At 63.4% G+C, this 13,413-nt stretch carries 12 protein-coding genes; 7 read left to right on the top strand and 5 right to left on the bottom strand.

Going from position 1 to position 13,413, the window contains the following annotated elements; genetic code table 11:
- Positions 1–57 precede the first annotated feature (57 nt).
- The 3 genes from GC162_12510 to GC162_12500 are packed head-to-tail and all read left to right on the top strand — an operon-like array spanning position 58 to position 3,963.
- Positions 58–1,098, top strand: coding sequence for a gfo/Idh/MocA family oxidoreductase (locus GC162_12510; protein ID MBI1369462.1), 1,041 nt, complete (start codon positions 58–60; stop codon positions 1,096–1,098).
- 21 nt (positions 1,099–1,119) lie between these two features.
- On the top strand, positions 1,120–2,940 hold the full coding sequence (locus GC162_12505; GenBank protein MBI1369461.1) for a phospholipid carrier-dependent glycosyltransferase: 1,821 nt from the start codon (positions 1,120–1,122) through the stop codon (positions 2,938–2,940).
- Positions 2,941–2,970: 30 nt separating this feature from the next.
- Positions 2,971–3,963: a hypothetical protein gene (locus GC162_12500; GenBank protein MBI1369460.1), complete on the top strand. Its 993-nt coding sequence runs from the start codon at positions 2,971–2,973 to the stop codon at positions 3,961–3,963.
- Between the two features lie 149 nt (positions 3,964–4,112).
- On the opposite strand, the gene GC162_12495 is transcribed toward GC162_12500, so the two are convergent.
- The 5 genes from GC162_12495 to GC162_12475 form a co-directional block, all read right to left on the bottom strand.
- Positions 4,113–6,029, bottom strand: a complete 1,917-nt coding sequence (locus tag GC162_12495) for a cation acetate symporter (GenBank protein MBI1369459.1) — start codon at positions 6,027–6,029, stop codon at positions 4,113–4,115.
- Between the two features lie 36 nt (positions 6,030–6,065).
- Positions 6,066–6,323, bottom strand: coding sequence for a DUF485 domain-containing protein (locus GC162_12490; protein MBI1369458.1), 258 nt, complete (start codon positions 6,321–6,323; stop codon positions 6,066–6,068).
- A 112-nt stretch (positions 6,324–6,435) separates the two neighbouring features.
- Complete coding sequence (locus GC162_12485; protein ID MBI1369457.1) at positions 6,436–7,164, bottom strand: DUF1080 domain-containing protein; 729 nt, start codon at positions 7,162–7,164, stop codon at positions 6,436–6,438.
- Between the two features lie 76 nt (positions 7,165–7,240).
- Positions 7,241–8,191, bottom strand: coding sequence for a DUF481 domain-containing protein (locus GC162_12480; GenBank protein ID MBI1369456.1), 951 nt, complete (start codon positions 8,189–8,191; stop codon positions 7,241–7,243).
- 67 nt (positions 8,192–8,258) lie between these two features.
- Positions 8,259–9,266 (bottom strand): DUF481 domain-containing protein, encoded by a 1,008-nt coding sequence (locus GC162_12475; protein ID MBI1369455.1) that lies wholly within the window; start codon positions 9,264–9,266, stop codon positions 8,259–8,261.
- 161 nt (positions 9,267–9,427) lie between these two features.
- Here GC162_12475 and GC162_12470 point away from each other — a divergent pair, with 161 nt between their 5' ends.
- From GC162_12470 to GC162_12455, 4 genes are all read left to right on the top strand, one after another.
- Positions 9,428–10,372 carry a putative 2-dehydropantoate 2-reductase gene (locus GC162_12470; protein ID MBI1369454.1) on the top strand — a complete coding sequence of 315 codons (945 nt, stop codon included), beginning with the start codon at positions 9,428–9,430 and terminating at the stop codon, positions 10,370–10,372.
- Between the two features lie 35 nt (positions 10,373–10,407).
- Positions 10,408–10,761: a hypothetical protein gene (locus GC162_12465; GenBank protein MBI1369453.1), complete on the top strand. Its 354-nt coding sequence runs from the start codon at positions 10,408–10,410 to the stop codon at positions 10,759–10,761.
- An 85-nt stretch (positions 10,762–10,846) separates the two neighbouring features.
- A complete protein-coding gene (locus tag GC162_12460; protein MBI1369452.1) occupies positions 10,847–12,349 on the top strand; it encodes a hypothetical protein in 1,503 nt (500 codons plus the stop codon).
- Between the two features lie 18 nt (positions 12,350–12,367).
- A complete protein-coding gene (locus GC162_12455; protein MBI1369451.1) occupies positions 12,368–13,381 on the top strand; it encodes a hypothetical protein in 1,014 nt (337 codons plus the stop codon).
- Positions 13,382–13,413 lie beyond the last annotated feature (32 nt).

Raw genomic sequence — 13,413 nt, 5'->3', positions numbered from 1 at the left:
TCATTCCCGCACGCCCATCGTTGGGTCATCGGTCAATACAAGCTATGATGACGCCCAATGTCTGATGAAGGTCAAATCCCAGTCGCCGTGATTGGCGTCGGCCGCATGGGTCGGCACCATGCGCGCGTGTATCACCAGTTGCCGCAGGCGAAATTGCTGGCGGTCGTCGATGCGGACGAGGATCGTGCCGGGACGCTCGCCGATCAGTACAACTGCGATGCGCTGGCGAGCGTGGACGAGCTTCTCGAAAAGTATCCGCAGGTGAGGGCGGTCAGCGTCGCGGTGCCGACGGTGTATCACGAGCCGGTCGCGGTGCCGCTGCTTGAGCGGAAGATCGCCTGCCTCATCGAAAAGCCGCTGGCCGGTTCCGTCGCGGTGGCGAAGCGCATTGTCGATGTGGCTCATGCGAACAAGACGCTCGTGCAGGTCGGGCATACCGAGCGGTTCAATCCCGCGCTGCGCGCGATTCGCAATGTCGAGGTCGTGCCGCGCTTCATTGAAGTCGATCGCGTGAGCCCGATGACGTTCCGCTCGATCGACGTCGGCGTCGTGTTCGACATCATGATCCACGATCTGGACATCGTGCTCATGCTCGTCAAAAGCCCGATCAGGGAAATCCGCGCGGTGGGCGTCGCCGTACTGGGCGAACACGAGGACGTGGCCGACGCACGCATCGAGTTCGAGAACGGCTGCGTGGCCAAGCTGACCGCCTCGCGACTCGCCCTCAAAACCGAGCGGCGCCTGCGCGTCTTCAGCGAGTCGGGCTACGTCAGTCTCAACTACGCCGCCAAGACCGGCATCGCCATCCAGCGCACCGGCAACGTCGATCAGCTTCTTGAAATCCGCCAGCAGCTCGCCGACGGCGCGGACCTCAGCTCGGTCAACTACATGGACATCGTCGATGTGAAGGAACTTCAGATCAACGATGAGGAGCCATTGACGGCGGAATTGAGCAATTTTCTGGACGCCGTGGCCGGTCGCGCTGAGCCGGAGGTGGACGCCGCCGCGGGTTTCGCCGCCGTCGAGGCGGCGGAGCGTGTCGTCGAAGCGGTGCGGCGACACACCTGGCACGGGCTGACCTCCAACAAACCCGTCTAGTGATCCCGAGTCGTCGTGATCATGAATGACGCACCCGCCCCAACTCTCGCCAACGAAACCCCGCCGCACGGGTTGATCAATCTTCTCGCACTGCTGGCCGCGCTGACCGCCGCGAATCTGCTCATCAGCATCGCGCTGCATCCGCTCTTTTCCCCCGATGAGGGCCGCTACGCCCGGGCCAGTCAGCTCATGCTCGAAACCGGCGACTGGATCGTCCCGCAGACCGACGACGGCCCGCGCCTGCAAAAGCCCCCGCTCATCTACTGGCTCCAGGCCGCCGCCCTCGACGCCTTCGGCAACAACGAGTTCGCCGTCCGCCTTCCCGGCGCGCTGGCGACCGTCGGCGTCATGCTGCTGACTTTTTTCTTCGCCCGCCGACAGCGCGACACGCTCACCGGCCTCATCGCCGCAATCTTCCTCGGCGCCATGCCGATCGTCATGCAGGTCGGCCGCCTCGCCAACATCGACCCCGTCCTCAATTTCTTCTGGGTCGCCGCGACCTTCGCCGGGTATCTGATGCTGCATGAAGCGCACGACGGCGCACTGGTGAACAAAAAATGGCGATGGATATTCTGGCTCGCCCTCGCGCTGGGCGTGTTCGCCAAGGGGCCGATCGCCTTGTTGCCGCTGGCGGCGACGTTCGCCTGGGTCATGCTCACCGACCGCGCCCGATGGCGCGACCTGATGCTTTTGCGGGGCCTGATCCTCACGGCGACGCCGATCCTCGCTTGGGCCGTCATCGTCGCGCTCAAGCATCCGCAGGCGCTTCAGGTCTGGCAGCATCAGACCGTCGACCGCATCACGTCCGGCTCCGACCACGACCCCGAACCCTTCTACTTCTACCTGCCCGCCATCCTCATCGGCATGTTCCCCGCCACCGCGATGCTCAGCGTGCCGGGCGTGCACTTCAAACTCGCGCATGTGAAGGCGGAGCTGGCGAAGCGCGATGTCCGCGCGTATCTGGCTGTCGCGGCGTTGGTCCCATTGATCATCCTGAGCGTCATGGCGGGCAAGATGCTCACGTACGTCCTCCCGCTGGCCGCGCCGCTGGCCGTGCTCGCGGCGTGCAATCTGCGAAACCTCCTGCCCCCTCTCCCCCCGGGAGAGGGCCGGGGTGAGGGTGGCTCCGAATTTGAGCGCGCCGCAAATCGTGACGCGAACCCCCTGACGCCCGACGGCATGAACACGCTCGCGGTCGTTCTGATCCTCGCATGGATCGGCGTGATGATCTTCGTGCGCGTGCCCGGCCTGATGCAGCGCGTCAAACTCACGCCCGATGTGCAGGCGGCGCTTCATGGCGCCATCTGGCCGCTCGGCCTTGTCGCGGTGCTGGGGATCGCGACAATCGTCTTCTGGCGGCGCGCCGGCGGGAAGTTCATCGCGGTCGGGCTCATCGCGATATCGCTGAATCATATCTGGCTGCGTACGAATCTGTACATCGAACCGATGATCGCCGCCTCGACGAGTTACCGCCCGCTGCTCGATTCGATCGCGGCGGCGTGCAAGCCCGAAGACCCGCGCATCGCGCTGATGGGGATTGTCGATACGACGGTGTGTTTCTATGTCGATGCGCCGGTGCCGACGTATTCGATGATGAATGAGGACGAGCTGGCGCGCGAGCCGGGCAAGCGGCTGGTGTTCATCACCGACGCGCCCTCGTGGGCCCATTACGCCGCGGCGGACCCGACCTTGAACGCCCGATTCGAAAAGGTCATGGACTGGAACGCCCCGCGGCGGGCGCTGGTGGTCTACATCGAGAAGCCGGACACGGCGAAAGTGCGGCTCACGCACTCCCTCTCCGGGAAAGAGAGCGGATCGGCACGGCTGACCTCCCGGCGTTAACATGAACGCACACCGCCAGGGAGCTTGCTCATGTTCCGATCCGCCGCCGCCGCCGTGATGCTCTTTCTCGCTTCGCTTGCCCATGCCCAGACCGTCGAACGCGTCGGCGGGGACTTCGCCTTCGTTTCGCCCTTCTCGATCGACTTCCGCGGACCCGTCGCCTTCGTCGCCGAGTTCGAGGGCGGGCGCATTCATCGGATCGACCTCGCAAGCAACACGGTCACGACGCTCGGCGGCAAGCTCAACACGAAAGGCAACGCCGGCGACAACGCGCCGATCAGCGAGGCCGTCTTCAATGGCGTACACAACCTCGCGGTCGATCCGCGCAATGGCGACGTGTATATCGCCGACACCTGGAACACCGCGATTCGCAAACTCGATGCGAAGACCGGCCTGATCTCGACCGTGCTCAAGGAAGGCCAGGTCTTCTGCCTCGACTTCGACACGAGCGGCGAGCATCTGTACATGGCGGATCTGCAACATCGGCGCATCCGCGTGCTGAACATGACCACCGGCGAAGTCGCCACGCTGGCGGGCAATGGCCAGAAGGGCGCGCCCGACGACGGCGCGATGGCGAAGGACGCGCCGCTCGTCGATCCCCGCGCGGCGGCGGTCGATGGCAAAGGCAACGTCTACATCCTTGAGCGCAACGCCAACGCGTTGCGCGTCGTCGATCCGGCCGGTCACATCCGCACCGTTGTGAACGCCGCCGGCAAAAAGGGCGCGTCCGGCGACGGCGGCCCGGCGATCGACGCCACGATGAACGGCCCCAAACACATCTGCATCGACCGTGACAATTCCGTCATCATCGCCGACGCGGAAAACCACCTGATCCGCCGCTACGACCCCACGACCGGCCTCATCACGCGCGTCGCCGGCACCGGCAAAAAAGGCGATCACTTCTCGACGAATCCGCTGGAACTCGAACTCAACCGCCCGCACGGCGTGGCCGTCGCCCCCAATGGGGACCTGTATGTTTGTGATAGTTACAACAACCGCGTGCTGCGGATCAAGCGAAAGTGATGCGGCATTTCACCTCTCCCTCCGGGAGAGGTCGGCCGCAGGCCGGGTGAGGGGGCGTCCAATCACCGTCAGCGCTCGTTACGAAGCGCGCCCCACTGCGTGGCCACCCTCACCCCGGCCCTCTCCCGGAGGGAGAGGGAGAATGACGATCACGCATTGGCTTCGGGGTCGTCGGCCAGATCGTCGGCGATGGCGTGCGCGGGTTTGGGGGTCATGAGCGAGACGACGATGAGGACGATGAAGCCCAGCGGGATGGTCACGAGGCCGGGCTGCGAGAAGGGGACGATCGCGTCCTTGGGGTCCCATCCGTAAAGCCCGGAGTAAGTTGCGCCGGACATGAGGATCCACGCCAGCGAACTGATCATGCCGATGGCGACGGCGGCGGTGATGCCCTGTTTGGTCGTGCGCCGCCAGAAGAGCAGCATCACCAGTGCCGGGAGATTCGCCGAGGCCGCGACGTTGAACGCCCATCCGACGAGGAAGCTGACGTTGAATTTCTTGAACAGGACGCCGAGCACCATCGCGCCGATGCCGAGAAAGACCGCCGCGATCTTGCCGTAGAACACTTTCTTCCTGTCATCCATCTCGATGCCCAGCACGTTCTCGCAGATGTCGTGCGCGACCGCGCCGGAGCCGGCCATGATCAGCCCGCTGACGGTGCCGAGCACGGTCGTGAACGCAATCGCGGAGATGATGGCGAACAGCACTTCGTTGAACGATTTGGCGAGCAGGGGGGCCGCCATGTTCGAGTCGGTGACGTCCATCGTCCCGCTCGTCATCGCGCCTAAGCCCAGGTACATCGTCAGCACGTAAAAGAACCCGATCGCGGCGATGCCGACGACCGTGCTCTTGCGGGCGGACGCCTGGTCCTTCACGGTGTAGTAACGGATCAAGATATGCGGCAGCGATGCGGTGCCGCAGAAAAGCGCGAGCATCAGCGAGATGAAGTCCAGCTTCTCGATGAATTTGTCGCTGGTCACGCCCTTGAAATACTGTCCCGGCACCAGCAGCTTCGCCCCGTCCGTCGGCTTGGGATAGTACACCGTCGTCGATGCCCCATCCGTTTCGGCGATCGCCTTCTTTGTCCACGGCACGACTTTCGATTCGTTGAACACACTGAAGAATTCCATCGGCCCCAGCGCGCCCGTTTCCGTCTTGCCGCCGGGCAAGGACTCGACGGAGCCGACGGGCTTGAGGTCGTTTTCCTTCGTCTGGGGAAGCCCGTTGACGAGCTTGTCGCCCGCGGCGGTCGTGGTGAGCATCTGCGCTTCGCTGTAGCCGTGATCCGTGTGGAGCCAGGCGATGATGTGCCCGTCCGCTTCCTTCGTCCGCACGAACGGCTGATCCTTCCACGCGCCTTCCGCCGGGACGATCGTCATGTTCGCCGCGGTGAACTGTTCTTCGGTGAAGGTGCGGAAATTGGCGTGCGTCTTGTGATCCGGGTCGGTGCTCAGCCCGCGATTGAGGATCATGAACGTGAGGATCGTGCAGAAGAAGACCAGCAGCGAGCCCTTGATGAACTGGACCCAGGTGGTCGAAACCATGCCGGCGGTGACGACGATGAGCGTCACGACGACGCCGACGATGACGACCCCGGCGTAGTGGGGCAGACCGAGCAATGGCGTGATCAGCGCCCCGGCGCCGACCATCTGCGGAATGAGATAGAAGACGGACACGACGAGCGTCGAGATGGCGACCGTCAGCTTGATGCCGCGCGAATCGAACTTGGCGTCCATCGCATCGGCGAAGGTGAACTTGCCCAATCGCTTGATCGGCTCGGCGATGACGAAGAGCGCCACGATCCACCCGGCCAGATACCCGATCGAATAGAGGAACCCGTCAAAACCATAGAAGGCGATCAGCCCGCAGATGCCCAGGAACGACGCGGCGGAAAGGTAGTCGCCGGCGAAGGCGATGCCGTTGACGGCCCAATGGATCTGACCGTGCGCGGCGTAATAGCCCTTGGCGGATTGGCCCTTGCGGCCGAGATAGAACGAAAGACAAAGAACGAGTGCGACGAAGAAGCCGAAGATGCTCACCGCCGCGAGAGAGGAATCGTACAGCATGCGCGTGGTTCTCGTTTGCCTCGAGTAGTGTGTGAATCAGGAATGGGAACGCCGGCGGCAGAGATAGGTGTACAGCAGCGCCAAAATCACCGCCCCGCCGATCAGCGCGAATCCGTAGAGAATCGCCAGCGGCACGCCGCCCATGAACGTCGCGCCCATTTCGTGCGGCTCGAACACCGCCATGAACATGAACCCCCCGTACAGGAGCACGTACACCCCGAACAGAATCAAACCGTACCGCGCATGGCGCGAAACCACATGCGGATGATCCTCATGATGCGGCATGTCATTCATGTCAAATACCCTTGGCGGTGAAATGAAACCGTCGATAGCAGACCGGAATTTACCGCGGGTGTCAACCGGAAAATCGGGGGAGGGGCGGACGGGTCAACCCATCCACCCGTTCTCACGGCAGCTTGCGAATCTCGATGTCTTTGAAAGCGATGTGCAGTTCATCGCCGCGGTGTAGCTGCAGGGCGATGCGGCCGGTCATGCCCACGTGACGGGCGGCGTGTTTTTCGTCGTCGAGGATGCCCTTGCCGTCGAGGTCGGCGACGTTGACGCCGTTGACCTGCGTCGTGATACGGTAGCGGTCGCATCGGATGACGACGCTGTTCCAACCGTCGCCTTCGTCGGCGTGCCGCCAGTGCCAGCCGGGCGGTGCGTGCTCGGGTTTGGCGTTGGCGGGTTTGCCGACGTTGGGCCAGAGCCAGACGTTGACGCCGCGGGTTTCGTCGTAGATGAACCCGCATCGCCAGGGGCCCGGCGGATGGATATCGACCTGCGGGCCGTCGAGCCAGCCGGCCTCGTCATCGTATCGGCTGCGGACCTGCACGCCGCTGTTGCCGGGCGAGTCGCGGAAGCTTCGCACTTTGAGCCGCAGCTCGAAGTTGTCGTACTCGCCGTCGCTGACGAGCCAGAAGTAGTCGTGGTCCTTGTGCCCGATCGAGTCGCAGACGATCAAGCCGTCTTGGACTTTCCAGAAGCCCTTGTCTTTGTCTTTGGGTACGGACTTGACGGTCCAGCCGGTCAAATCGCGCCCGTTGAAGAGGGGGGTCCACTTCGCATCCTCCGCCTGCGCCGAAGCGCAGCCGGCGAGCATGAACATCGCGAGCGTCAAGGTCGCATATCGCATATGAGCTTTCAGCTTTCAGCCATCAGTCGTCAGCAGCTTAAAGCTGATCGCTGACACCTGACCGCTGACCCCTTCTTCAAAAGTCATATACCAGGGCGCCGAAGTATTTCAGGTCGTTCTTCTTCGTGCCGGCGGGGGCGTTGGATTCGTATTCGTTGAGCAGGCCGAGCTTGAGACTCAGGCCGTCGTTCTGGTCGATCTTGATCTGCCAGGCCGCCTCGGTGACGTTGCGGAACTCGCCGACTTCGCCCAGGTCGGGGTAGACGTAGTTGCTGAACGTGATCGACTGCGCCTTGGTGAGGTTCCAGAGGAAGTCGATGCCCGCCAGCGCTTCGGGGCGGACGCTTTCATCGGGGCTGTTGAATTCCTTGATGGCACCCATACCGACCCGGCCGGACAGGTCGAACTTTTCGTTCTTGATGAACTGGTAGCCGGCGCCGCCGTGACCGCTGACGCGGTACTCCCAGCTCTGAAATTCGTCGTAGTCAGCCGTGCCGTCGGCGAAGACGAACCACGGGCTCTGGTCGATGAACCAGTCCTGCGTGACGCCGGCGGTGGCCTTGTTCTCATTGCGGTCGCCGTTCTTGGAGGACAGGAAGTAGCGGGCGAAGATGTTGGTGCGTTCGACCTTTTCAATCTCGCGTTTGCCGGCGGCGCGGAGGTAGACGTTGGCATCCTGCGTATTGCCTTCGGAGCCGCTGAACCCGGCTTCGATGTGGAACTTCCAATCGGTCGGTTTGGGGGCCGGCGGGGGCGGGGGCACGGGCGCGGCGGGTTCCGCGGGCTTGGCCGGCTCGGCGGCGGGCACGGGCGCGGCGGGCTCGACGACGGCCATCGCCTTGATCTTCTCCATCGGAATCGTGACCTGACCCATGATCGGGTGCTTGAGCGTGACGACGCCGTCGGCTTTATTGACGATCGTGCCGCGGATGATTTCGCCGCTGGTGAGCGTGAGCTGATCCTCCGCCATGGCGACGGCGGCCAATGTGAAAACGCACAGAACCGCTGTGAAAATCGATTGACGCATCATGTGCCTCCAAACAGGGGGAAGGCCCATGATAACGGCTGAATCCCGCTTGACCAACCGGCTTCGGTTAGAAATCGAACACGACCGACCCGAACACGCGCAGGTCGTTCTTCTCGAAGCCCGGCGGCTCGGACGAGTCGTATTCGTTGCGAAGCCCGAGGCGGAAGCCCAGTTCGGGCGTGAACTTCATGGTCCAGTCGGCGCTGGTCGTGATGCGGATTTCGCCGGACGCGTCGATGCTCGGATAGAACTGCGTGCTGAAGGCGAGCGTGTTCTGCGGATTGATCTTCCAGTTGACTTCGGAGCCGACGAGCGATTCGGGCCGCGTATTCGGATCGACCCCGCCGAACTCGCGTGTCACGCCGAACCCGAGCCGAAGCCGCACATCGACGCCCAGCAGCGCCGACAGATCGTAGCCCACGCCCCCGTGCGCCGAGCCGCGATGCTCCCACGACTTGAAATCATCGTGATCGTAATGCCCCTCGAAGAACCAGAACCACGGCGACTCTGGCACGAGCCAGTCCTTCTGCAATACGAAGTGCACATCCTGCCGCGACACATCGTTCTTGCGCGTCGAGAGGAAGTACGAAGCGCTGATGTTCCAGCGGTCATCCTCGTCGGCGTACCTGGCTTCGAAGCTCGTGTTCACATCGCGCGTATCGACATTGCTCTCGCGCGCGGAGAAGCCGACTGTGAGGCGGAATTTCCATGGGATCTTCGGCTTCGGCGGCGCGACGGGCTCGGTCATCTGCGTGGGCGGCTCCTCCTTGACCGCCGCCTGCACTTCCGCCGGAACCTCCGCGGCGGGTTTCGCCTCGACCGGTTTCGTCGCCGCCGGTTTGTCCGCCTTCGCGTCCTCCGGGGCGCCGACTTCGATCTTGTCGACGCGCTCCATCGGCACGGTGATGAGCCCGAGGACGGGGTGCTGCATGATCACCGCCGTCGCATTGCGTTCGACCACCTGACCGATGAGCACATCGCCGCTTTGCAGCTCCACGCGGTCTTCGCCGGCGCAGATTGCGGCCATGCAAAGACACAACGCGCCCATCAGCATGAAAGCTTGTTTGGCGATCAACGTTCACGATCTCCGACAATCACTTGCGTCGTTGCGGTTCAAACGGGCGGGGGCGGGGCGGCGAATTCGCGAGCGATTCGTCGAGTCATCAGTCCCTCTCTGGACGTATCGGCCAGAAGCCGGGGATGCATTAAATCACAGATGTCTGATAATCTGTGAATATGTCTGAACGCACGTACGCGATCATAGGAACCGGAGCGCTCGGCGGCTACTACGGGGCTCGATTGGCATGCGCCGATGTGCCCGTGCACTTTCTGCTGCACTCGGATTTTGCGCATGTGAAGGCGCATGGCCTGCGGGTCGAGTCGCCGGAGGGCGATTTTTCCGTGCAAAAACCCAGTGTTTCCGCTCAACCCGAAGACATGCCCCGCTGCGATGTCGTCATGGTGTGCTTGAAGAGCACCGCCAACCATCTCCTGAAAAAAATCCTCCCGCATGTCCTGGCGGACGATGGCGTGGTCGTCATGATGCAGAACGGCCTGGGCGTCGAGGACGAGGCCGCGGCCATCGTCGGACCCGATCGCGTCATGGGCGGACTCGCCTTCCTCTGCTCCAACAAAGTCGGCCCCGGGCACATTCAACACCTGAACTACGGACAGATCCGCATCGGCGACTACGACCCCGCCGGCCGGGTCAAGGGCGTCACCCCCCGCGCCCGCGCCTTCGGCGACGACCTCGTCCGAGCCGGCCTGCCCGTCGTCCTCGAAGACGACCTGATCCTCGCCCGATGGAAAAAGCTCGTCTGGAACGTGCCCTACAACGGCCTGACCGTCGCGCTCAACACCACCACCGACCGCCTCATGCACGATCCCCACACGCGCAAGACATGCGAAGCCCTCATGCGCGAAGTCCAGCAGGGCGCCGCGGCGTTCGATCGCACGATCGATGAAGCCCATGTCCAAAAAATGCTCGACGACACCGACAAGATGGTCCCGTACCGCCCGAGCATGAAACTTGATTACGACGAAAAACGCCCCATGGAAGTCGAAGCCATCTACGGCGCCCCCCTCCGCGCCGCCGCCTCGAAGGGCGTGCATCTGCCCCGCATGGCGATGCTGTATGAGCAGCTCAAGTTCCTCGACGCCGCCAACCGGCCGCTTGTCTGAACGGCTCGTGAGCCCTAGCATCGAAGCGGTCATAGATGATGCATACCCACCGTTCATCCCGATTCGTCCTGCTCAGCACGTTGTGCATGCTCGCGATGCTCTGGCAGTCGGTGGCGCTGCCGGTGCATATGCTCGTCGATCACACGCCCGGCGCCTCCGTCGCCGGCGCGACAGGCGAGCGCCTCGCGCCGACCGGCGAGCCGGCGCATGACCCGGCGACCTGCGTCATCTGTCAGCTTTCGCATCAGACGCACATGACGATCGTTGCGCCGATCGCGGCGGTCGTCGCCTTCGTGCCGCCGCAGATTGTCGCTGCCCCCGTTTCGCCTTGCGTGACCACGGAGAGCCGTTCATCCGTCCAGTCACGTGCCCCGCCCGTCATGAGCTGATTCCATTCGCGTTTTTCCAAGCGGCATCGTCTCGCGCCCCGCGCGTCGATGCGGAACTCAGTTTCATTGACGGAGCAACCATTCCATGAACAGATCCATTCATCGGCGCGGCCTGGCCGCGCTTTGCGTGGCGCTATTGATGTGCGCCGCCGCTCGTGCACAGGACAAAACCACTGAGCTGCTCAATCGCATGCAGCAACAGATCGACACCCTTCAGCAGCAGATGGCGGAGAAGGACGCCAAGATCGACAAGCTTCAGCAGCAGGTCGACGCCATCAAAACCCCTGAAAAAGCGGCCGCTTCCGCGCAGGCCCGCAAGGATGCGCTCGACGCGGCGCTGGCGGACATCGAAGCGGATCAGGCCCAGCGGCAGCCCGCCGGCGGAGCCGCCCTCGCGTCCGTCCCGCTCGGCGGCGGAGCGTCGATGAAACTCATCGACATCTCGCTCGACGTGCTTTTCAATGCCGGCGGATCGACCGTCGGCGACTCGGATATTCAAACATTGCAAGGCGGCGGGCACGACCCCAAGCAGCGCGGCTTCACACTCGGACAAGCCGAGCTGTCCCTCGCCGGCGCGATCGATCCGTATCTCAACGGCGAAGCGCACATCGTCTTCCTCGTCGATCCCGACAGCGGGGAAACCGAAGCGGAGCTTGAAGAAGCGTTCGCCACGACGACCGCGCTGCCCGGCGGGCTTCAGCTCAAGTTCGGTCATTTCCTGAGCAAGTTCGGCCTGATCAACCCGGTGCATCCGCATGCATGGGACTGGATCGATCAGCCGATCATCAACGGCCGCGTCTTCGGCGGCGACGGCATGCGGGCCGGTGGCGTGCAGATCAGTTGGCTCACGCCGCTGCCCTGGTACAGCGAGCTGTTCTTGAGCGTGCAGAACGCCACGGGCGAAACGATGCCCAGCTTCCTCGCAGCCGACGAAGCCATCGGGGGCCGCCCCTTCATGGACCACGGCGTCCGCAACGCCGAGGATCTGACGTACACCATGCACTGGGCCAACGTCTGGGACCTGTCCGATGAGCTTTCGCTGAGTCTGGGCGCGTCCGGCGCGTTCGCCAACAATGCCGCGGGCGGGGACACATGGATCTACGGCGGGGATGCGAAGCTCAAATGGAAGCCCGTCGATAATGATCACGGCTGGCCCTTCGTCATCTGGCAAAGCGAATTCATTGCCCGCGACTACAACGCCCAGGCGGCGGTCCACGTCGGCCCCGACGGCGCTCCCGGCACGGTCGATGACGTGCTGCTCTCCGCCGACGAACTGCACGATTGGGGTTTTTATTCGCAGGTGCTCTATGGTTTTCACCGCGACTGGGCCGCCGGGATTCGCTATGAGTACGCCACCGGCTCGGGCAACAGCGTTGATGAATTCGGCACCGTCATCAGCCACAACGACGACCCGACGCGCGACAGCCGCCATCGCATCAGCCCGCTGATCATGTGGCAGCCGACGCATTTCTCGCGATTCCGACTTCAGTACAACTACGACGATGCCGCCCACCTCGGCCACGGGGCGCACACCGTCTGGCTCGGCGTCGAATTCCTCTTCGGCGCTCACCCCGCGCACAGCTACTAACCGCAAAGGACGTTCATCATGAAATCGATCATCCCCTGTTTGCTCACGCTGATCCTCACCGCTTCGCTTCACGCCGATCCGCTGCGCGTCTGCGCGACTGTGCCCGATCTGGGCTCGATCACGCAGTCCATCGGCGGCGATGAAGTCACCGTCATCGTCTTCGCCAAGGGCGGCGAAGACGTCCACTTCGTCGAAGCGCGGCCCAGCTTCGTCAAGGAACTGAGCACCGCCGACCTGTATATGCAGATGGGCCTGGAACTGGAAATCGGATGGGCCCCCGTGCTCCTCAAAAACGCGCGCAATGAGCGCGTCCTGCCGGGAGCGCCGGGCTATCTCGATTGCTCGACGGCGATCTCCCCCATCGATGTGCCCACCACGACCGTCGACCGGTCCCTCGGCGATGTGCACCCTTTCGGCAATCCGCATTACCTGCTCGATCCGATCAACGGCCTGAAAGTCGCCCGACTCATCCGCGACCGGCTCGACAAGCTGCGCCCCGAATCGAAAGCGACCTTCGACAGGAACTATCAGGCGTTTCACGACAAGCTCGCCGCCGCGATGGTCGGCGACAAACTCGCGGCTCAATACGACATCGAGAAGCTCATGCTGCTGGCGGATCATGACAAGCTCGTGCCGTTCCTCGAATCGCAGCATCAGGCGGAATTGCTCGGCGGCTGGCTCGGCGCGATGCGGCCGTACAAGGGCGCCCTCGCCGTGGCGGATCATAACATGTGGCGCTACTTCGCGCTGCGTTTCGGCCTCGACCTCGTCGGATACATGGAGCCCAAGCCCGGCATGGCCCCGACGACGAGCCACACCGCCGAGCTGGTCGACTTGATGCGCCGGCGAAACGTCAAGCTCATCATCTCCAGCCCGTACTTCGATCCGCGTCACGCCGCCTTCCTCGCCGCGCACACCGATGCGAAGGTCGCCGCGCTCGCCCATCAGGTCCACGCCACCGACGGCACCGACGACTACCTGAGCTTCTTCCAGCACGACATCGACGCGCTGATGGCGGCGCTTAAACAATGATCCTCACACGAGGCGGGGGGACTTAAGTCCCC

The sequence above is a fragment of the Planctomycetota bacterium genome, assembly GCA_016125255.1.
In the GTDB taxonomy this organism is placed as follows: Bacteria; Planctomycetota; Phycisphaerae; order Phycisphaerales; family Zrk34; genus RI-421.
This window is presented reverse-complemented; position numbering and strand designations above follow the sequence as displayed.